Raw genomic sequence first — 18,095 nt, 5'->3', positions numbered from 1 at the left:
GCTGCCGCGCCGGCCAGCCCCCTCCGGGCTGGCCAGCCTCCTGGCCGGCCAGCCCCTCTTAGGGGCGGACGCCGGTGGCGATCAGGGTGTCGGCGTTCAGCTCGAAGTCCTCACCGAGTTCGGCCAGGAAGTTTGTACGCACCCGTTCCACCGCGTCCGGCGCGGAAGGCAGGAGTTCGCGGAAGGTGCTGCCCATAACCAGGGACCACGCCAGCGAACCGCTGAGCTGGACCCGTCCCTGCGTGGGGGTTACCGCCACGTCGGTGAGGCCGAGGGACTCGAGCCAGGCCGAAAGTTTCTCCGGCGTGTTGATCCGCCGGAGGTTGTCCGTCTTCGGCTGCGGGGCATCCGCCAGTTCCGGACGTTCCTGCAGGCAGGCCTTCCACAGCAGTTCGCTGAAGGGGGACCCGGCGCCTTCCTGCCACACGCTGAGGGCAAACCGTCCGCCGGAGCGCAGCTGCGAAACCAGGTGGGCCGCAGCGGCGTCCATCTGGGGCAGGAGGAAAAGCCCGTAGGCGCAGAGGACGGCGTCGTAGGGATCCCCGGACTGCCATCCAGCGGCATCGGCCTTGAAAAGCCGCACGCCGTTCAGGGACAGGGTGTCCGCCTTCGCCTGGTTCAGGGCCAGCAGCTCTCCGCTGAGGTCCACACCGTCAACGGTCGCATCGGGTCCGGCGAACTGGGCGGCCGGGATGGTGGTGGCACCGCTGCCGCAGCACACATCCAGGACGCGGTCGCCCAGGCTGATGTCCGCAGCCGCCGCAAGCGCATTGCCCATGGGATTCCACAGCGATGGTGCGAGGCGCTCAAAGTCCGCGGCGCCGTCGTCGTAGGCAGTGCCGATGTGGCGTGCAGGCATGGGATATGTCCTTAGCTAGAGCTGGGCACCGGCGAAGCCATGCTGGCGCCAGGCTTCGTAAACGGCAATGGATGCGGAATTTGCCAGGTTCAGGGACCGCAGCGTCGGCAGCATGGGCAACCGTACCCGTGCGGTGACATGCGGGTCCTTCTTTACCTCATCTGATAGTCCCACCGACTCGCGGCCGAACATCAGCACGTCACCGGCACGATACTCGATATCGGTGTAGGACGTATCGCCGTCGGAAGTGAAGGCATAGACCCGCTCCGGTGCGAGGGCTTCCCAGGCGTCCTCGAGGCTTTTGTGCACGTGGAGGACGGCGAGGTCGTGGTAGTCCAGGCCGGCGCGGCGCAGCTTGGAGTCCTCCAGACTGAAGCCCAGCGGCTCCACCAGGTGGAGTTCGGCGCCGGTGATGGCGGCAAGGCGGATGGCGTTTCCCGTGTTGCCCGGGATTTCAGGGGAGTGGAAAAGGATGCGGAACACAGCTCCATCCTAAGCCCGGCACCGGCCGGGCAGACGCACGGCTCAGCGTGCCGAAGCGTCAATGAGCGGGCCCAGCACGGGCAGCTGGACCGTGTTCGGCGTCGGCCCTTCGGCGAAGAACCGGCGGAGCTCCCGGACCAGGCCGCCCGGGTTGGCTGTGTGCAGGGTGGCGGGCGCGGACCTGCTCAAAGTGGGCGGGTAATCGATGATGGGCTCGAACGGGTTGCCGTTGGGGCTGTGGAGGACCAGCCAGCCGGCGACATTGCAGGTGGGAAAGCGGGCCTGCATGGTCCGCACCGCATCGGCGAGCCGCAGCGTGGACACTTCCCGTCCGCGGTGCAGCAGATGCCGTCCGTCCCACCGGTAGTTCCCGGGAGCGGCCATAAGCGAGCCCAGGACCGCCATCCGGTAGCCGCCCAGCAGCACATGGCCGACGTCGAGGTTCCCGCCCCGCGGCCCGGCGTCGGGAATGTGCAGCCCGTTGACCAGCCGCGCGGCGGGGTACTCGTCCAGCAGCTCCCGGTCCAGCAGCGCAATGGTGAGGTTCTCGGCGTCGAACCGGCTGCCGGTGGAGCCGAGCCGGGAGAAGAAGCCGGGACGGCGGGGAGCGCCGTGGATCTGCTGCCCGGCCATGGTCAGGGGGATGAGCGGCGGATTCTGCGGGGAGAAGTCCGGGACAAACACCGGAGGAAGGTCCAGATCCGCTGCTGCCGTCCTGCCGGCTGCGGCGCCGGGGGCAGCGGCCTCTCCGGCAGCCCGGCCCGTTCGTGCCGTGCTGCTGCGTGCCGGGGCACTGCCGGCACTGCCCAGCTGCCGGTCATAGGCGGCTTTCCGAACCGGATCGGAAAGCACCCGGTATGCACCGGCAACCCGGTCGAAGCGCTCGCTGTCGCCGCCGTGGTCGGGGTGCGTCTGGCGGGCAGCCTTCCGGTAGGCGGACTTGATTTCAGCAGCTGACGCCCCGGGCAGCAGGCCCAAGACCTCATAGAGTGTCCGGCCTGACGGGCTCACGGCGGTTCCTTTCGGCACGGTTCGGGGTCCAGTGCGGCAATTCTACCGACCGCTGCTGTTCACTTTCCCCGGCTGTTTCCCCGCCCGGTACGTCGCGTTTGCCGGATCAATCACCTGCAGCGTCCTTTCGCAGGAGTTCTCCAGCACCAGAAACGCCCGGGCGGCCGGATCCGCTGCGGCGAAGTACCTTTGCTGCCCGCCCACGTACCGGTCCCGGCCCGGGCGGTGCGGGTGCACTGAGGGTGAACCGTCGCGTACAGCCAGCCGGGCAGCGGTCACCGTGAACGGTACGTCCAGGAACACGGAGCAGTCCCAGAAGTTCCGCAGTTCGTCCCGGTGCAGGAACATCCCGTCAACCAGGACGACGGCGTTGGGTGCTGCCGGCACCGGAGCCGGGTCCAGCACCGCATCAGTCTCGAGGTCATGGCCGCGGTCCCGGAATGCCGGCACCCCCTTGGTCAAGGGGTCCAGCACGTACTCCTTGAACTGGCCCAGATTGTAGGAATCGAGCCAGAAGCCGTCCGGTGAGCTGCGGCCGAGCCGGTAGCGGACCCCGCGCACGTTGTGGAAATCATCAAGGCCCACCCGCAGGACCTGGCGGGGTTCGGCTGCGCCGGACGCGCGGAGGGCAGAAGCGAGTTCGTCGGCGAAAGTGGTCTTCCCGGCGCCGTCAACGCCGTCAACGGCCATCAGCAACCGGGAGGAGGGCTGCAGCGCCAGGAGCACCCGGGCCAGGTGGGCAAGGACCGTGTTCCGGTCCGCGGGCGGGCCCGGGGGAACAGTCAGCGGGGGTGTTGGGGTTGGCCGCACGGCAGGATGATATCCCGAAGCCCGCCGCGCGCGGCGGCACCTGTGGGCCAACCCTCAGGAAAATCCCAGCCCGCCGAATGGGTGCTGACCGCTATGGCGGCTAGAATTAGCTGGTGCCCGTGTATCTAGATCACGCGGCGACCACGCCGATTTCGGCTTCGGCCCTCGCCGCACTCACTTCAGAACTCAGCCGCAGCGGCAATCCCTCGTCCCTGCACGGTTCGGGCCGGCGCGCCCGGATGGTGGTGGAGGAATCGCGGGAGATCCTTGCTGCCGCCGCAGGCTGCCACTCCTCCGAAATCATCTTTACGTCCGGCGGCACCGAAGCGGACAACCTGGCCGTGAAGGGCCTGTTCTGGGCCCGCCGCGACGCCGATCCGGCCCGCACCCGGATCCTGGTCTCCGGCATCGAACACCACGCCGTGCTCGACACCGTGGAATGGCTGGAAAAGCACGAAGGTGCCGTCCCGGTATGGATCCCGGTGGACGGTGACGGCGTTATTTCCCTTGACGCAGTCCGCCGGGAGCTCGAAGCCAACGCCGACAGCATCGCCCTGCTCACGCTTATGTGGGCCAACAACGAGGTCGGCACCGTGCAGGATGTGCGGACCGTTGCCGCCCTGGCGCACGAATACGGTGTGCCGGTGCATTCCGACGCGGTCCAGGCCTTCGGCGCCGTGCCCGTGGATTTCCGTGCCTCCGGGCTGGACACCATGGCGCTGAGCGCCCACAAGATTGGCGGACCGGTAGGCACCGGGGCACTGGTGGTGGGCCGGTCGGTCAAGCTCACACCGGTCCTGCACGGGGGAGGACAGGAGCGCGACATTCGCTCGGGCACCCTGGACACGGCCGGCGTCGCGGCGTTCGCGGCGGCAGCCCAAGACGCCGTCGAGCATCTGGGGGACGAGACTGAACGCCTGCGCACCCTGCGGAACTACCTCATCACCGGCGTCGAGCGGGCCATCCCGGACGCCGTGCTGCGCGGTGTGCGCGACGACGACGGCGGGCGCCGGCTGCCGGGCAACGCTCACTTCACCTTCCCCGGATGCGAGGGGGACTCGCTGCTTTTCCTCCTGGACCTGGCCGGCGTGGAATCCTCCACCGGCTCGGCCTGCACTGCCGGGGTGCCGCGGCCTTCGCATGTGTTGCTCGCCATGGGGCTGAGCGAAACCGAGGCCCGCGGAGCGCAGCGGTTCAGCCTCGGGCATACAACCACGGCCGAAGACGTTGACACGTTATTGCAGGTACTGCCCGAAGCATATGAGCGGGCCAAGAAGGCCGGGATGGCCGGACACGTAAGCAGCATCCAGACAGCAGGAACAGGTTTGACTTCATGAAGGTTTTGGCAGCAATGAGCGGCGGAGTGGACTCCGCTGTGGCAGCGGCACGGGCAGTGGAGGCAGGGCACGACGTCGTCGGTGTCCACCTGGCGCTGTCCCGGATGCCGGGCACCCTGCGTACCGGCAGCCGCGGCTGCTGCACCATCGAGGACTCCCGGGACGCGTGGCGGGCCTGCGACATCCTGGGCATCCCCTACTACGTGTGGGACTTCTCGGAGCGGTTCAAGGAAGATGTGGTGGACGACTTCGTGGCCGAATACGCCGCCGGCCGCACACCCAATCCCTGCATGCGCTGCAACGAACGGATCAAGTTCGCCGCGCTGCTGGAGAAGGCACTGGCCCTGGGCTTCGACGCCGTCTGCACCGGCCACTACGCCAAGGTCATCACCAACCCGGAGGGCAACCCGGAACTGCACCGCGCCGCGGACTGGGCGAAGGACCAGTCCTATGTGCTCGGCGTGCTGACCGAAGAGCAGCTGCGGCACTGCATGTTCCCCCTGGCGGAAACCCCGTCCAAGGCCGAAGTGCGGGCCGAAGCCGAACGCCGCGGCCTGTCCGTGGCCAACAAGCCGGACAGCCACGACATCTGCTTCATTCCCGACGGCGACACCCGCGGCTGGCTCGAAGAGCGCATCGACATGTCCGAAGGCGACATCGTCGATGAAACGGGCCAGAAGCTCGGCACCCACCCCGGCGCAAACGCCTACACCGTGGGCCAGCGCCGCGGCCTGAAGCTCGGCACTCCGGCGGCGGACGGCAAACCGCGCTTCGTGCTGGAGATCCGGCCCAAGGAAAACAAGGTTGTTGTCGGACCGGAGCAGCTGCTGAACATCGACCAGATGCGCGGGACCAAGATTTCCTGGGCCGGTGTGCCGATCCCCGAGATCGCCGCCCGCACCCGGTTCGACTGCACGGTACAGGTCCGCGCCCACGGCGACCCCGTCGCGGCCACCGGCTGGATGGAAGACGTGGCCGATGAGGCGACCGGCGCGGTACGCGGGGAACTGGTGGTCCGGCTCACCGAACCGATGCGCGGGGTGGCCCCCGGCCAGTCCATGGTTCTGTACCAGGGCACGCGGGTGCTGGGCCAGGCAACCATCGACTCGGCCCGGTCCCTCGAGTGGGATCCGGCCGCGGTTTCCTAGCACGGCCGTACGTAACGTGCCGCGGGGGTTAAGCGTTGCCGCCTAAACTGGTCCAATGAGCCATACAGGACCTGAATCACCGGACGAAGAATTCGATCCGCGGGCAAGCTCCCTCTCCGGGAAAGTCGCCCAGGACGTTATGGACGAACTCCTCGCCATGCGCAGCAGCATCGACAACATCGATGCCACCTTGGTGTATCTGCTGGCCGAGCGGTTCAAGGCCACCCAGCGGGTGGGCCACCTCAAGGCCGAGCACCACCTGCCGCCGGCGGACCCGGGACGCGAAGTGGCGCAGATTGCCCGGCTGCGCCGGCTGGCGGCAGATGCGCACCTGGATCCGGCGTTCGCGGAGAAGTTCCTGAACTTCATCATCCGTGAGGTCATCCGCCACCATCAGGCCATCTCCCAGACGCGCAACGGCGGACCCGCCGGGCCCGCGGCCGGCCCTGAGTCCGGCTCTGCGTCCGCGGGTGCCACCGATGCCTGAGCAGGACAGGACCCCGCAGGGGCAGATTCAGCCGGCGCAGCAAGCTCCAACCCGCAACGGCACCGTCACCGCAAGCGCGGCCGGCGGCTGGCCGGGAACCGATCCGGTGGAATCCAGCCGGGTTATCCGCGGTGAGCTGGGGGATCCGCATCTCCCGTTCCTGATGGAACTGCCCCAGCGGGGCCCGGAAGCGGAGGCCGTGGGGCGTTCCGCCTCCCTGCTGGTTGACCTCTTTGCGGACATCCAGCCGCACGGCTGGCGCCTCGTGGAACGCCCGGGCAAGGAGCACCGGCGTGCGGTCTCACTGCTCGGCCAGGACCTGAATGCGCTGGCCGACGTAGCCGGTGCCGAGGAGTCCCCGGGGCACGCACTGAAAATTTCCCTGCGGGGGCCGCTGTCCCTGGCCGCGAACCTGCACCTGCATAACGGCGAACGGGCCCTTGCCGACGCCGGTGCGCGGCGGGAACTGGCGCAGTCACTTGCGGCCGGAGTCGGGAGCTACATTTCCCGGGCCGCCTCGTCCGTGCCCGGCGCCCGCATCACGGTGCAGGTGGACGAACCGGAGATCGCCGCCATCCTCGCCGGAGGTATCCCCACGGCCAGCGGCTACCGTACGCTGCGCTCCGTGGCGTCGGGGGAGGTTGCCGCCGCCTGGCAGCAGCTGCGCGAGGCGATTGGTGCTGCCGGGGCGGACACCGTGCTGGCGCTGCCGCGTGCCGGGGAGTTGGGCCCGCTGCGTCCCGGTGTCCAGTCCCCGTTCGAGCTGGCCCGCAGCGCCGGAGTGCAGGGTGCGGCCCTGGTCACCGACGGGCTCGACGCCCGGGACTGGGAGGGCATCGCCGAGGCGGTGGAAAACGGAGAGCGGGTATGGCTCGGCGTGCTGTCCCTCCCGCCTGCCGGAGCGCCGCTTCCCCAGGTCACGGCCCTGGCGGAAAAGGTGCTGCGCCCCTGGCGCAAGCTCGGACTCTCCGTGAAGGACCTGCCGTCACTGGGGCTGCTGCCGGCAGCGGACCTGGCCGGCCTGTCACCGGACGCTGCCCGCAAGGTCCTGGCCCGGCTGACGCAGACAGCCTCAGCCCTGGACCAGGTGGCAGCAGAGGGCTAACCGGATACCGGATTGCGCAACCCTAGGTGCGGCGCTCCCAGCGGTCCGGTTCCGCGCCGGCCGGCAGCACGCCGTCGAACTCCCGGTAGGCGTAGGTGAAGGCGCCGTCATACTCGAACACCGTACCCACCTGCCGCTGCACCACCCGGGCGCTGATCCGGAAGTGCTGCTGTGCGGGGTCCCACCACTGCTCCACCCGGGCATCCGCTCCGGCGAAGCGCGGCAGGGGCAGGCGCAGCCGGCCGAGGAACAGGCGGCTGCCCGGTGAATCCATGTGCAGGTGTCCGTCTGCGGATACCCGAAGCAGCAGGTCCGTAGCCATATTGCGGCGCCGGCCCAGATAGTCCGTCAGCACCCCCGGCGCCGTCAGCACCGTGGTGTCCTCAAAGATGCGCTGCACGCCCGGAAACCCGAAGGTCCGCACCGCGGTCAGTGCCGGCCGGCCCCAGGGGTCCAGATGCGGGTAGTTGCGGATGGTGAAGGGGATGTCCTCCCCGTAGTCGGGGAAAAAGGCGTTGGCCACCGGGACCAGCGGCAGCAGGGGCCGCAGCCAGCGCCGCGGGCAGCCCGCCCGGCTGAACACGCCGGTGCCCTCACCGAACCACCCGGAGCCTGCGTGCAGGCCGAAATATTCCCGGAGTTCGGGTTGCAGCCGCTCGAAGGAGGAGCCCAGGACGGTGCGGTAGACGGACACCATGGTTAATTCTTACAGCCTCCCGGCGGCCTTGAGCCGAATGTACATATCCGCGAGTTTCGGCGGCAGCTCGTGCGGCGGTTCGTCCACCACTTCGGCGCCCATTGAACGCAGCTGTTCCCCCATGGCAGCCCGGTCCAGCAGCGCGCGTTCGGCGGCAGCGGCGCGGAACACCGACGACGTCGTGCCGCCGGCCCTGCGCAGCTCGTCCAGGCCGGGGTCCCGGACCGAGGCAACCACCACCACGTGCTTCTCCAGCAGCCGGGGCAGTACCGGAAGCAGGCCCTCTTCCAATGCGCCCGAGTCAAGGGCGGTAATCAGCACCACCAGGGAGCGGCGGCCCGAGATCTGCTGCACTGCAGCGGGGAGCAGGGAAAAGTCCGCTTCGATGAGCTCGGGGGTCAACGGGGCGGTGGCCGTGGCCAGCCGGCTCAGCATATTTCCCTTGCCGCCCGAATCCACCCTGGCCCGGATGCGGCGGTCGAAGGCCAGGAAATCCACGCGGTCACCGCTGCTGCCGGCCAGCACGCCGAGCAGGAGCGATGCCTCGATGCCGGTGTCCAGCCGCGGTTCGTCCTCGATCCGGGCCGCCGAAGTCCGGGAGGTATCCAGGGCTATGACCACCCGGCGGTCCCGTTCCGGCCGCCAGGTCCGCACCACGGTTTCCCGCCTGCGGGCGGTGGCGCGCCAGTCGATGGAACGGACATCGTCGCCGCGCACGTATTCGCGCAGGGAATCGAATTCCGTGCCGGCCCCGCGCAGCTGGACGGAGGTGTTGCCGTCCAGTTCGCGCAGCCGCCGCAGCTTGGAGGGCAGGTGCCGTTTGGACCGGAACGGCGGCAGCACCCTCAACTGCGCGGCCACCGGAAGCGTGCGCTGCCGGGCAGCCAGTCCCAGCGGGCCGAAACTGCGCACTGCCACGGAACTGCTGGTCAGCACGCCCCGCCGAGCCGGCTGAAGATGCACGTCCATCCGGCGGGCCTCACCCGCGGGGACCGCCAGCCGCTGCTCGGGGTCCCGCGCCCCGGCGGAGGGCTGCCAGGCATCCCGGATCACCGCCCGCAGCGACCGTCCTGCGGTGTTGCGCACCACCAGGGTGCCGACCGTCGCCTCGGTCAGGCGCACACTGTCCGGCAGCCGCCGGTCTATCCGCAGGGACTTCACCGGGGCAGCCAGGAGCAGGTCCAGGGTTGCCGCGGCAGCAAGGAAGAGCAGCCACAGGAGAATGGACGCAGTCCCGGGATAAAGGATTACGGCACCGGCGCCAAGAAACGCCAGCAGGACCAACCGTCCGGAAACAGCCATCCGAAGTCCCGGTTACCGGGGTACCGGGACGGTCGCCAGGATGCTTCCCAGCACCTGGTCAACGCTGACGCCGTCCATTTGGGCTTCGGGTCGAAGCGCCACCCGGTGCCGCAGGGCCGGAAGGGTCAGGGCCTTCACATCGTCAGGGGTGACGAATGTACGCTCCGAAAGCCAGGCCCAGGCACGTGCCGTGTTCAGCAGCGCTGTTGCCCCGCGCGGGGAAACGCCGAGCTGGAAGGACGGCGCGGACCGGGTGGCACGCACCACGTCCACTATGTAGGCCAGGACTTCCGGGGCCACGGCCACCCGGGCTACGGCTTCGCGGGCCAGTTCCAAGTCCCGCGCCGACGCGACGGGCCGTACACCAGCGGCCGCAAGGTTGCGCGGATCGAAGCCGCTGCTGTGCCGGCGGATCACTTCGATCTCATCCTCCCGCCCGGGCAGGTCCAACGTCATTTTCAGCAGGAAACGGTCCAGTTGCGCCTCGGGGAGCGGGTAGGTCCCCTCGTACTCCACGGGGTTCTGCGTAGCCGCGACAATGAACGGTTCGGGCAGGGCACGGGTTGTTCCGTCCACCGTTACTTGCCGCTCCTCCATGGCTTCCAGCAGGGAAGCCTGCGTTTTTGGCGGCGTGCGGTTGATTTCGTCTGCCAGCAGGATATTGGTGAAAACGGGTCCTTCCCGGAAGGAGAACCCGGAGGAGCGGTTGTCATAGATCAGCGAGCCGGTGACATCGCCGGGCATCAGGTCAGGAGTGAACTGCACCCGTTTCGTGTCCAGGCTCAACGCTTCGGACAGGGCCCGGACCAGGAGTGTCTTGGCCACGCCGGGCACGCCCTCCAGCAGCACGTGGCCCCGAGCCAGCAGGGCAATGATCAGGCCGGTCACGGCAGCGTCCTGCCCCACCACCGCCTTGCCCACTTCACGGCGGACCTGGGCCAGGGCGGCCCGGACGGGGTCGCCGCCCGGAGGCAGGGGCGGCGCGGCTGCGGCTCCGTTTGAGGACCGGAATGGTGCGGGCGCCGCCGGGTAGGGCTCGTACTGCTGGCTCATAATGACGTTGCTTCTTCCTCTAGGTCTTGCAGGTCCCAGGTCCAGCGCACCAGTTCGGCGCTTGTCCCCGGCATCGATTGGTTGAGCAGGTGGTCGACCGCGGTATAACTGCGGACGGTGGCGGAGGCTGCGGCCATTGTTACTGCGTCGGCGTCGGCCCCCGGTCCCAGCCGCAGATGCGCTGCCATCCGCGTCATGGCTGCTGCCCGCAGGTTTGCCGCTGCATGGCTCACGGCGTTGCTGCCCCTATAGAGGCGGGCACGGCCCTCAACCGTCTCCGCAGCGGGCACCACCACGGGCAGCGGTTCCTCGGCCAGCGGCCCGAGCCTGCGCCCGCGCCAGAAGGCGGCCAATCCGGCAACCAGCACCAGCCAGGCCCCCAGCGGATAAACCCAGGGAGGCAGATAGTCGAAGGGGTCCGCGGGCTGCTCTGCGGCAGCGATGTCCTGCGGCCCGGCCTGATACCACACCAGGGTTTCGTCCGCGCCCAGCGAGCGCAGGGCAAGGGCAGCGTTGCCCTCGTCCGTCACAGTGGCGTTGGCAATCAGGTCCGGGCTGCCCAGGACGACGGCGCTCCCGCCCCTGGTAGCGGCGTAGGACCCCGCCGGGTCGGTTCCCTCCGCGCCCGGCGAGGGGAAACAGGTCACCGGGCCGCGGTAGCTTTGGCCTCCGGCGCTGACTGTGCCGGCAGCCTGGGCGTCTTCGTCGGAGCAGCGCGCTTCGGCACTTTGCCCGGCGTCGTCGTCGGGTACGACACCGGCGGGACGGATGTCGGGTGCGAAATCCGACAGTTGCGCAAAGGACGGCGCCACCAGGACCACCCGCCCCGCCTCGTCAGCAAGTTCTTCGCGCTGCTCGCTGTTGAGGAACTCCCGGGGGTCCAGGAACAGCAGCGTGGCACCGGGGTTCGCGTCCAGGGCGGCATAGGCCTCGGCCAGGTCCTGCGGATGCTGCACTTTTACGCCTTGGCCGGCCAGGACCTCCGCGACTGCCATGGCACCGTCCGGAGCCGCGTTGTCCGGCGACAGGGGCTCACTGTCCTGCCGGGGGCGGGCAAAGACCGAGAGGGCCGCCACAACGGCCAGGACCAGGACCAGTGCCAGCAGGACCCGGTGCCGGCGGAACCAGCCAAGCACCCGGCCCGGGTCGGCAGCACGGACTGCGGGTGATCCCCCGGGGCTCCCGCCGGTATCCGTTGTGGGCAGGCCGGGCAGGCCGGCGGGGACCGGGGGAGAGGGGATGCGCGTACCGGTCACCGGGGTGCCGCCATGGCAGGTTCGGGGGACAAGGCAGGACGGGCGGATTCCAATGCCCCGTCCAGCGCGGCGGCCCGCCGGCAGTCATCGGAGGAAGCGTGCTCTGTACCGTACATGACCTCATCAAAGCGCCGGCCAAGCCACAGGAGTTCCGTACGGGCTTCGGGGAACGCCGACGCCAGGGCGGCGCCTGCTTCGGCAGCAGTCCGCGAAGGGCGTGCCTCGAAGACGACCCGCTCCTCGGCGGACCGGACCATGGCGCGGAACCGTTCCGCGAGCGCCTCGTTCCAGCGCTGCGCAGCCTCGGCCTGTTCGGCGCGTGCACGGTGCTGCTGCGCCGCTTCGATCAGGTCTTGCGCGAAGACTTTCCCGGGTTTTTTCGCGGCGGAGGAGAAGCGGGGCCGGAATATGAGGACAACAACGACGGCAACCGCCGCGGCGGCCAGCGCCAGGACCAGCGTCCCCGGCCCGGCGTCGAGGCCCTCCAGTCCGTCAAGCAAGTCGCCCAGCCACTCGGTCACGGCCTTCCACGCACGCTGAAGCAGCCCTGGTTCGGCGTCTGCATAGATGTCCCGGGACAGTTCATCGCTTAGCCATTCCCGTGCCTGGTCCGACTCGGGATCCACCGGCACGTCACCGGGAACCCGGGTGGGAATCATGGCATTCCCGGGCCGGGGTAGGTGCCGCCCGGCGCGGCCGGCGCGGCCCTGCCCGGCAGGAAATCGGGGTCCTGGATGCGGGGATTCTCCTGCTCCCTCATCAGGGCGATATCGAACCCTTCACGCCGCATCCGCAGGTCCACGTAAAGCAGGGCAGTCACGGCACCCTGGAAGGTATAGGCGATGCCGGCAACCAGCAGCGAAAGCGCTGTCATGAGCAGCGCGAACGTGCCGCTGTTTGCCGGGTCCGCGCCGAGTGACAGGGACGTGATGAGGCCGAGCGGGACACTCAGGACCTGCATCAGCACCGAAGTGATCAGTCCGGTCAGCAACAGCACCCCGAAGACGCGCCACCAGTTTGTCCGTGTCACCTGCCAGGCCCGGGCCAGGGAACGAAACACGCCGGTTCCTTCCAGGACCAGTACCGCAGGGGCCACCATGAGTTTTACCGATACCCACGCGAGGAGGGCTATCGAAGCCAGCGAACCGAGGACCGTGACGACGATTCCCGCGTCGCCCAGCATGTAGATGACCAGGCTGAAAAGCAGGACCAGCAGGGTGAAGACGGCAAGGAACGCGGCCATCAGCAACAGTATGAGTCCGGCCAGGCGGAGCAGTACCGGACCCAGGATCCGCCACGTTTGGCCGAAACCGGTCTTGAGGTTGAGCACGGCGCGGGCCACCGGGATCACCATAAGGCCCTGGATCAGCAGGGCTCCGGCCGTGTTTCCCAACGCCACCCAGCCGAACAGGGACAGGATGCTGAGCGTGGACCCAAGCACCTCGTCGTCGGACATGCCGGCATCTGACAAGTCACCCGTCACGGGGTCGATGACGATCTGGTCACCGAAAATGAAACCGAGGATAACCGTGACGAGCGCTATGAAAGCCTGGATCAGCAGCGCGCTGCCGAACGTTGCCGCGGCACTGCGACGGCAGGCACGGAAGGCGCCGTCCAGGATTTCGCCCACGCCCAGCCGGCGCAGCGGGACGATGCCCGGCTTGGGCGGGGGCATGTACGCACCAGGAGGCATTGGCCCGCCTGCGGGCTGTCCCCACGGGTTCGGCTGTCCCCACGGGTTGGGCTGCTGGCCCCACGGGTTGGGCTGCTGGCCCCACTGGTTGGGCTGCTGGCCCCACTGGTTGGGGGCGGGTTGCTGCTGGCCCCACTGGTTAGGGGCGGGTTGCTGCTGGCCCCACTGGTTAGGGGCGGGTTGCTGCTGGCCCCACTGGTTAGGGGCAGGCTGCTGCCACGCACCGGGGGTACCATCTGCTGCCCCTGGAGCAGCCGGCGGACCCGGTGTACCCGGACCGGCGTCCGGTCCGTTGCCCGGCCCAGTGTGTTCCTGCTCGCTCATTTGACCCGTTTCCCCCGCAGCCAGTCGTGATAATTACCTCGACTATAGTTATCCGGCCCCGAATCGGCACAGGAGGCGAGCCGCGGCCGGATTTGTGTCCTCTAGGATGATAGGGATTAACTTGGGCGGCAACGCACGCCTTGGGGGAGCGGCAGCCGCCAGGACTGCTGGCCCCGGCGCGCAACTGCGCGCGGACGGACGCAAGCAGCGAAACAGGGAGCTATGAAGTCACGCATACTGGTCGTAGACGACGACGAGGCATTGGCCGAAATGATCGGCATTGTGCTGCGCAACGACGGGTTCGAACCGGTGTTCTGCGCAGACGGCTCCTCGGCACTGGAAATCTTCCGGAACAGCAAGCCCGACCTCGTGCTGCTGGACCTGATGCTGCCCGGTATCGACGGTATCGAAGTATGCCGGCAGATCCGCAGCGAAGCCGATACCCCCATCGTGATGCTCACCGCGAAATCCGACACGGCCGACGTCGTACGCGGCTTGGAATCGGGAGCCGACGACTACGTGCCCAAGCCGTTCAAGCCCGCCGAGCTGGTGGCCCGGGTCCGGGCGCGGCTGCGCCCGGGCGACCAGAAGTCCCCGGAAACGCTGCGTATCGGCGAAGTGTCCATCGACGTGGCGGGCCACTCCGTCTCCCGTGGAGGAGACAGCATTTCGCTGACTCCGCTTGAGTTCGACCTGCTCGTGGCGCTGGCACGCAAGCCGTGGCAGGTTTTCACCCGGGAAATGCTCCTGGAACAGGTTTGGGGATACCGCCACGCTGCGGACACGCGGTTGGTGAATGTGCATGTGCAGAGGCTCCGCTCCAAGATTGAACGCGACCCCGAAGCACCCGAGATTGTACTGACGGTGCGCGGTGTCGGATACAAAGCGGGCCAGAGCTAAGTTGCCGGGATTCCTGGCCGGGGCGGCCGGGAAATCCCCGATCCTCAACAAGTCACTGCAGGCCGCCCGGCGCCTGCGCGAAACCGTCCGCCGAGCGACGCTGCACCGGATCGCGCGGCAGTGGCGGCGGTCCCTGCAGTTCAAGACCGTCGTGTCCACCCTGCTGCTGGTGGCACTCGCCGGTGCGGGCATCGGCGCCTTCCTCTCGCACCAGATAGCCGGTTCCCTCTACGAGGAACGCCTGGCCCAGTTCCAGACCGAAGCCACCACCGGCCTGTCCAACGTGAAGAACAACTTCCGGGACACCACGGCCAGCGACCGGGAGAGCACCGACCGACTGGTCATGGACACGCTTCCACTGCTGCAGGGGCAGGGGGCGGACGCCCAGCGGACCTATCTCCTGACCCCGCTGCCCACCAACGACCCGCTGTTTGTGAACTACTCCATTAACAGCGGCAACATTACTGCCGGCGGAATCCCGGTGGCCCTGAGCGACGCCGTCGCCGCGGGCAAAGCCGGCGACGCCGACGCCGGCAACGTCTACTGGTCCCCGCTTGAGCTGGCCCACGGCGAACCCGGTATCGCCTTTGGCACCAAGGTCACGCTGCCGCCGAACAATGCGGAGTACGCGCTCTACCTGATCTATGACCTGTCCTCCATGCAGGAGACGCTCAACAAAATCCACCGCATCCTCTGGATCGCCGGGTTCCTGCTGCTGGCCATCAGCGGCACTATTGCCTGGATTGTGGCCAAGGCCGGCCTGGGCGCAGTCAGCGACGCGGCGGCAGTGTCGGAGAAGCTGGCCGCCGGCGAGCTGCAGGAGCGCATGGAAGTCAAGGGAGAGGACGAAGTGGCGCGCCTCGCGGCGTCCTTCAACCACATGGCCGGAACCCTGCAGGACCAGATCACCCAGCTCGCTACACTCTCCCGTATGCAGCAGGTTTTCGTCTCGGACGTCTCGCACGAACTGCGGACCCCGCTCACCACCGTACGCATGGCTGCCGAGGTCCTCTACGATGCCCGCGAAAGCTTCGACCCCATGTACCGGCGCTCCACGGAACTGCTCTACCACCAGGTGGAACGCTTCCAGGCGCTGCTGGCCGACCTGCTGGAGATCTCCCGGTTCGACGCCGGCGCCGCAGCTTTGGACCTTGAACCCACCGATGTCTTCCACATTGTGCGCGACGTCATGGACGCCACCGAACCGCTGGCGAATAACTCCGGCTCGGAAGTCACGGTTGTTTCCAAGGAGTCCAGTTGCGTGGTGGACGCCGATCCGCGGCGCATCGAACGCATCCTGCGCAACCTCCTGGTCAACGCACTGGAACACGGGGAGGGCGAGCCCATCGAGATAGCGGTGGCCGCAAATGCCGACGCCGTCGGCATTGCCGTGCGCGACCACGGGATCGGCATGACCGAGGAAGATGCCGGGCACGTGTTCGACCGCTTCTGGCGGGCGGATCCGGCCCGGGCACGCACTACGGGCGGCAGCGGCCTGGGCCTGTCCATTGCGGCCGAAGACACCAGGCTGCACGGCGGATGGCTCGAGGCGTGGGGCGAGCCCGGCAACGGTTCCTGCTTCCGGCTTACGCTTCCGCGGCGCCACGGAGGGGACTTCGAAGCCTCGCCAGTGCCGCTGTCACCCCGCAAGGCGGCTGCCGAACCGTTGGCACTGACCGCGGCAGTTTCCTCGGAGGAGACCGATGTCCTTTAGCCCAATGCCGTCCGCCGAGCCGGCCCCGTCCCCACACGCTTCCATTGGGCTAACCGCTGTCCGGGGACCCGGGCAGTTCGCCCGCCTGCTGGCCCTGGTGCTCGGTGCTGCCTTGGCGCTGGCAGGATGCTCCTCCATACCCACCGTCGGCCCGGTGGGCACCGCCTCCGCCCAGCGCGGAGACGAGCAGCAGGAGGAAGCGGTCTTTTCGCCCGAAGGCCCGGCTGCCGGCGCTACGGCACAGGAAACCATCCGCGGCTTCATGGAGGCAGGCAAGGGGGCCGCCGACGACTACAGCGTGGCCCGCCAGTTCTTGTCCCCGGGGATGGCCGAAACGTGGTCTCCGGCCCAGCGGGCCACTGTTTACCGCTCGTCACGGGTTGTCGCTACTCCGGATCCGAACCTGTTCCAGATCCAGCTGGAGGTACAGAGTACCGTTGACATCCAGGGGATCCGGATCGAAGCACCGGCGGGAAGCACCGAGAGCATTCCGGTGCAGGCGGAAAAGGTCGACGGCGAGTGGCGGCTCACCGCCGTTCCGGACGGCATCATGCTGTCCCTGGCCAGCTTCCCGGCCGTCTTTATGGCCCACAACCTGTACTTCTACTCAAGCGACTACGAGTACTGGGTGCCGGACACCCGGTGGTTCATCCGGCGCGCAGGCATAGCTGCGAACATCGTCAACGCGGTCCTGGTGGGGCCGGCACCCCACCTGCAGGGCGCCGTCGTCAGCGCTTTCCCGTCCGGTACCGAACTTGCCCGCGACGCCGTGCCCGTGGCCTCCGGAGAAGCCACCGTGGATTTGGCCGCGGATTCGCTGAGCGACGCCACCGACCTGAACCGGCAGCAGATGACCGCACAGCTGCAACAGAATCTCCGGAGCCTGAACAACATCACTTCGGTTGCCATGACCGAAGGCGGGCATTCCGTGGACCTCGGCAAGGGCAACGGCGAAGTACGGTCCGCCATTGCCGATCCGTCAGCCGGCGCCACCCAGATTGTGGTCTATCAGGGCGAACTGGCCTTTTACGGCGACGGTCCGACCGCCGTCGAGGGTGTGCCGTCGGTGGCCGGATACGGACCCAGGAGCCCCGCGATGTCTGCCGACGGGGCCACCATTGCCTTCCTGGACAGCCAGGAAGACACCCTCCTGGTTACCGGAAAGGGTCAGGAAGTCCGGGTAGCGGCCGAGGGCGCCCGGTTCACCGCGCCCAGCGTGGATCCGAAACAGTGGGTCTGGACCACTCAGCCCTCCGGTTCCGGCACCGCGGTCCTGGCCATTCCCCCCGGCGGCAACCGTGACTCGGCAGCAGTTCTGTCAGCGCCTTGGCTCGAAGGGCTGGGCGTCACCGAGCTCAGGGTTTCCCGTGACGGCACGCGGGTACTGGTTGCGGCCGCCCAGGGCGGGAACAGCAGTGTGATGATTGCCGGGATCGTCCGTTCGGCAGAAGGCGTTCCGGTATCGCTGACGACGCCGGCAACGCTGCAGGTGCCGGCCGAAGCGGGTGCAGTGGACCGGGTGAAGTGGGCAAGCGAGGATACGGTTGTCGCTGTCCGGACCGGGGCGCAGGAGTCCGTCCCGGTGATCCTTGGTCCCGGGCGGGAAGCACAGCTGCTCGCGCCGAAGGAAGGGATCCTGGGGCTCAGCGCCGGCAACGGTACCGAGGACGTCTTTATCCAGACCGACGCCGGCATCTTCAACAAGGTCGGCAGCAGCTGGGCGCTTCGGTCCGAAGGGGTGCGGGACCCGGCCTTCCCGGGCTGACGCTTCCGCACCGCTCCTCCACAGCCGGCGGTCGGTGCTCCCGCGGGCCGTAGCGGTGCACCTTGCCGTCCACGGTGCGGACGGCGCCGCCCGGGCGGGGTCAGCATGGCAGCATGCGTATTTCCTTCCCGGCACTTTCCTTCCCGGCATT

At 68.3% G+C, this 18,095-nt stretch carries 17 protein-coding genes; 7 read left to right on the top strand and 10 right to left on the bottom strand.

Annotated elements, in window-relative coordinates:
* Positions 1 to 58: 58 nt before the first annotated feature.
* From LJ754_RS01080 to LJ754_RS01065, 4 genes are read right to left on the bottom strand one after another with little or no spacing between them, the layout of a single operon-like run.
* Positions 59 to 859 (bottom strand): class I SAM-dependent methyltransferase, encoded by an 801-nt coding sequence (locus LJ754_RS01080; RefSeq protein WP_227924996.1) that lies wholly within the window; start codon positions 857 to 859, stop codon positions 59 to 61.
* A 15-nt stretch (positions 860 to 874) separates the two neighbouring features.
* On the bottom strand, positions 875 to 1,342 hold the full coding sequence (locus LJ754_RS01075; protein WP_227913669.1) for a tRNA (cytidine(34)-2'-O)-methyltransferase: 468 nt from the start codon (positions 1,340 to 1,342) through the stop codon (positions 875 to 877).
* A 42-nt stretch (positions 1,343 to 1,384) separates the two neighbouring features.
* Positions 1,385 to 2,353, bottom strand: a complete 969-nt coding sequence (locus tag LJ754_RS01070; protein WP_227924995.1) for a J domain-containing protein — start codon at positions 2,351 to 2,353, stop codon at positions 1,385 to 1,387.
* 42 nt (positions 2,354 to 2,395) lie between these two features.
* Complete coding sequence (locus LJ754_RS01065; RefSeq protein ID WP_227924994.1) at positions 2,396 to 3,163, bottom strand: uridine kinase; 768 nt, start codon at positions 3,161 to 3,163, stop codon at positions 2,396 to 2,398.
* A 113-nt stretch (positions 3,164 to 3,276) separates the two neighbouring features.
* On the opposite strand from LJ754_RS01065, the gene LJ754_RS01060 reads away from it, so the two are divergent.
* From LJ754_RS01060 to LJ754_RS01045, 4 genes are read left to right on the top strand one after another with little or no spacing between them, the layout of a single operon-like run.
* The gene (locus LJ754_RS01060) at positions 3,277 to 4,500 is read left to right on the top strand and encodes a cysteine desulfurase family protein (protein ID WP_227924993.1); all 1,224 of its coding nucleotides are present in this window, start codon (positions 3,277 to 3,279) and stop codon (positions 4,498 to 4,500) included.
* Positions 4,497 to 5,648, top strand: a complete 1,152-nt coding sequence (gene mnmA / locus LJ754_RS01055; protein WP_227924992.1) for a tRNA 2-thiouridine(34) synthase MnmA — start codon at positions 4,497 to 4,499, stop codon at positions 5,646 to 5,648. The genes LJ754_RS01060 and mnmA overlap by 4 nt, the downstream gene beginning before the upstream one ends.
* 55 nt (positions 5,649 to 5,703) lie before the next feature.
* Entirely contained in the window at positions 5,704 to 6,135 is a 432-nt protein-coding gene (locus LJ754_RS01050; RefSeq protein ID WP_227913676.1) for a chorismate mutase, read from the top strand.
* The gene (locus LJ754_RS01045; protein ID WP_227924991.1) at positions 6,128 to 7,240 is read left to right on the top strand and encodes a hypothetical protein; all 1,113 of its coding nucleotides are present in this window, start codon (positions 6,128 to 6,130) and stop codon (positions 7,238 to 7,240) included. Before LJ754_RS01050 ends, LJ754_RS01045 begins: the two co-directional genes overlap by 8 nt.
* Before the next feature lie 22 nt (positions 7,241 to 7,262).
* Here the strand turns inward: LJ754_RS01045 and LJ754_RS01040 are convergent, their stop codons facing one another.
* The 6 genes from LJ754_RS01040 to LJ754_RS01015 are packed head-to-tail and all read right to left on the bottom strand — an operon-like array spanning position 7,263 to position 13,565.
* Positions 7,263 to 7,937 (bottom strand): DUF4166 domain-containing protein, encoded by a 675-nt coding sequence (locus LJ754_RS01040; RefSeq protein ID WP_227924990.1) that lies wholly within the window; start codon positions 7,935 to 7,937, stop codon positions 7,263 to 7,265.
* 9 nt (positions 7,938 to 7,946) lie between these two features.
* Positions 7,947 to 9,239 carry a DUF58 domain-containing protein gene (locus LJ754_RS01035; protein WP_227924989.1) on the bottom strand — a complete coding sequence of 431 codons (1,293 nt, stop codon included), beginning with the start codon at positions 9,237 to 9,239 and terminating at the stop codon, positions 7,947 to 7,949.
* A 12-nt stretch (positions 9,240 to 9,251) separates the two neighbouring features.
* On the bottom strand, positions 9,252 to 10,292 hold the full coding sequence (locus LJ754_RS01030) for an AAA family ATPase (RefSeq protein ID WP_227924988.1): 1,041 nt from the start codon (positions 10,290 to 10,292) through the stop codon (positions 9,252 to 9,254).
* The gene (locus LJ754_RS01025) at positions 10,289 to 11,548 is read right to left on the bottom strand and encodes a DUF4350 domain-containing protein (protein WP_227924987.1); all 1,260 of its coding nucleotides are present in this window, start codon (positions 11,546 to 11,548) and stop codon (positions 10,289 to 10,291) included. The genes LJ754_RS01030 and LJ754_RS01025 overlap by 4 nt, the downstream gene beginning before the upstream one ends.
* Positions 11,545 to 12,207 carry a DUF4129 domain-containing protein gene (locus LJ754_RS01020; protein WP_227924986.1) on the bottom strand — a complete coding sequence of 221 codons (663 nt, stop codon included), beginning with the start codon at positions 12,205 to 12,207 and terminating at the stop codon, positions 11,545 to 11,547. Before LJ754_RS01020 ends, LJ754_RS01025 begins: the two co-directional genes overlap by 4 nt.
* Complete coding sequence (locus LJ754_RS01015) at positions 12,204 to 13,565, bottom strand: hypothetical protein (RefSeq protein WP_227924985.1); 1,362 nt, start codon at positions 13,563 to 13,565, stop codon at positions 12,204 to 12,206. The genes LJ754_RS01020 and LJ754_RS01015 overlap by 4 nt, the downstream gene beginning before the upstream one ends.
* Positions 13,566 to 13,787: 222 nt before the next feature.
* On the opposite strand from LJ754_RS01015, the gene mtrA reads away from it, so the two are divergent.
* The 3 genes from mtrA to LJ754_RS01000 are packed head-to-tail and all read left to right on the top strand — an operon-like array spanning position 13,788 to position 17,944.
* Positions 13,788 to 14,465: an MtrAB system response regulator MtrA gene (gene mtrA / locus LJ754_RS01010; RefSeq protein WP_227913687.1), complete on the top strand. Its 678-nt coding sequence runs from the start codon at positions 13,788 to 13,790 to the stop codon at positions 14,463 to 14,465.
* Positions 14,437 to 16,179: an MtrAB system histidine kinase MtrB gene (mtrB, locus tag LJ754_RS01005; RefSeq protein WP_227924984.1), complete on the top strand. Its 1,743-nt coding sequence runs from the start codon at positions 14,437 to 14,439 to the stop codon at positions 16,177 to 16,179. The genes mtrA and mtrB overlap by 29 nt, the downstream gene beginning before the upstream one ends.
* Positions 16,169 to 17,944 carry an LpqB family beta-propeller domain-containing protein gene (locus tag LJ754_RS01000; protein ID WP_227924983.1) on the top strand — a complete coding sequence of 592 codons (1,776 nt, stop codon included), beginning with the start codon at positions 16,169 to 16,171 and terminating at the stop codon, positions 17,942 to 17,944. The genes mtrB and LJ754_RS01000 overlap by 11 nt, the downstream gene beginning before the upstream one ends.
* Positions 17,945 to 18,095 lie beyond the last annotated feature (151 nt).

This window comes from Arthrobacter sp. zg-Y40 (genome assembly GCF_020731535.1).
GTDB lineage: Bacteria > Actinomycetota > Actinomycetes > Actinomycetales > Micrococcaceae > Arthrobacter_B.
The sequence above is the reverse complement of the archived record's forward strand: the minus strand, read 5'-3'. Positions and strand labels throughout refer to the sequence as shown.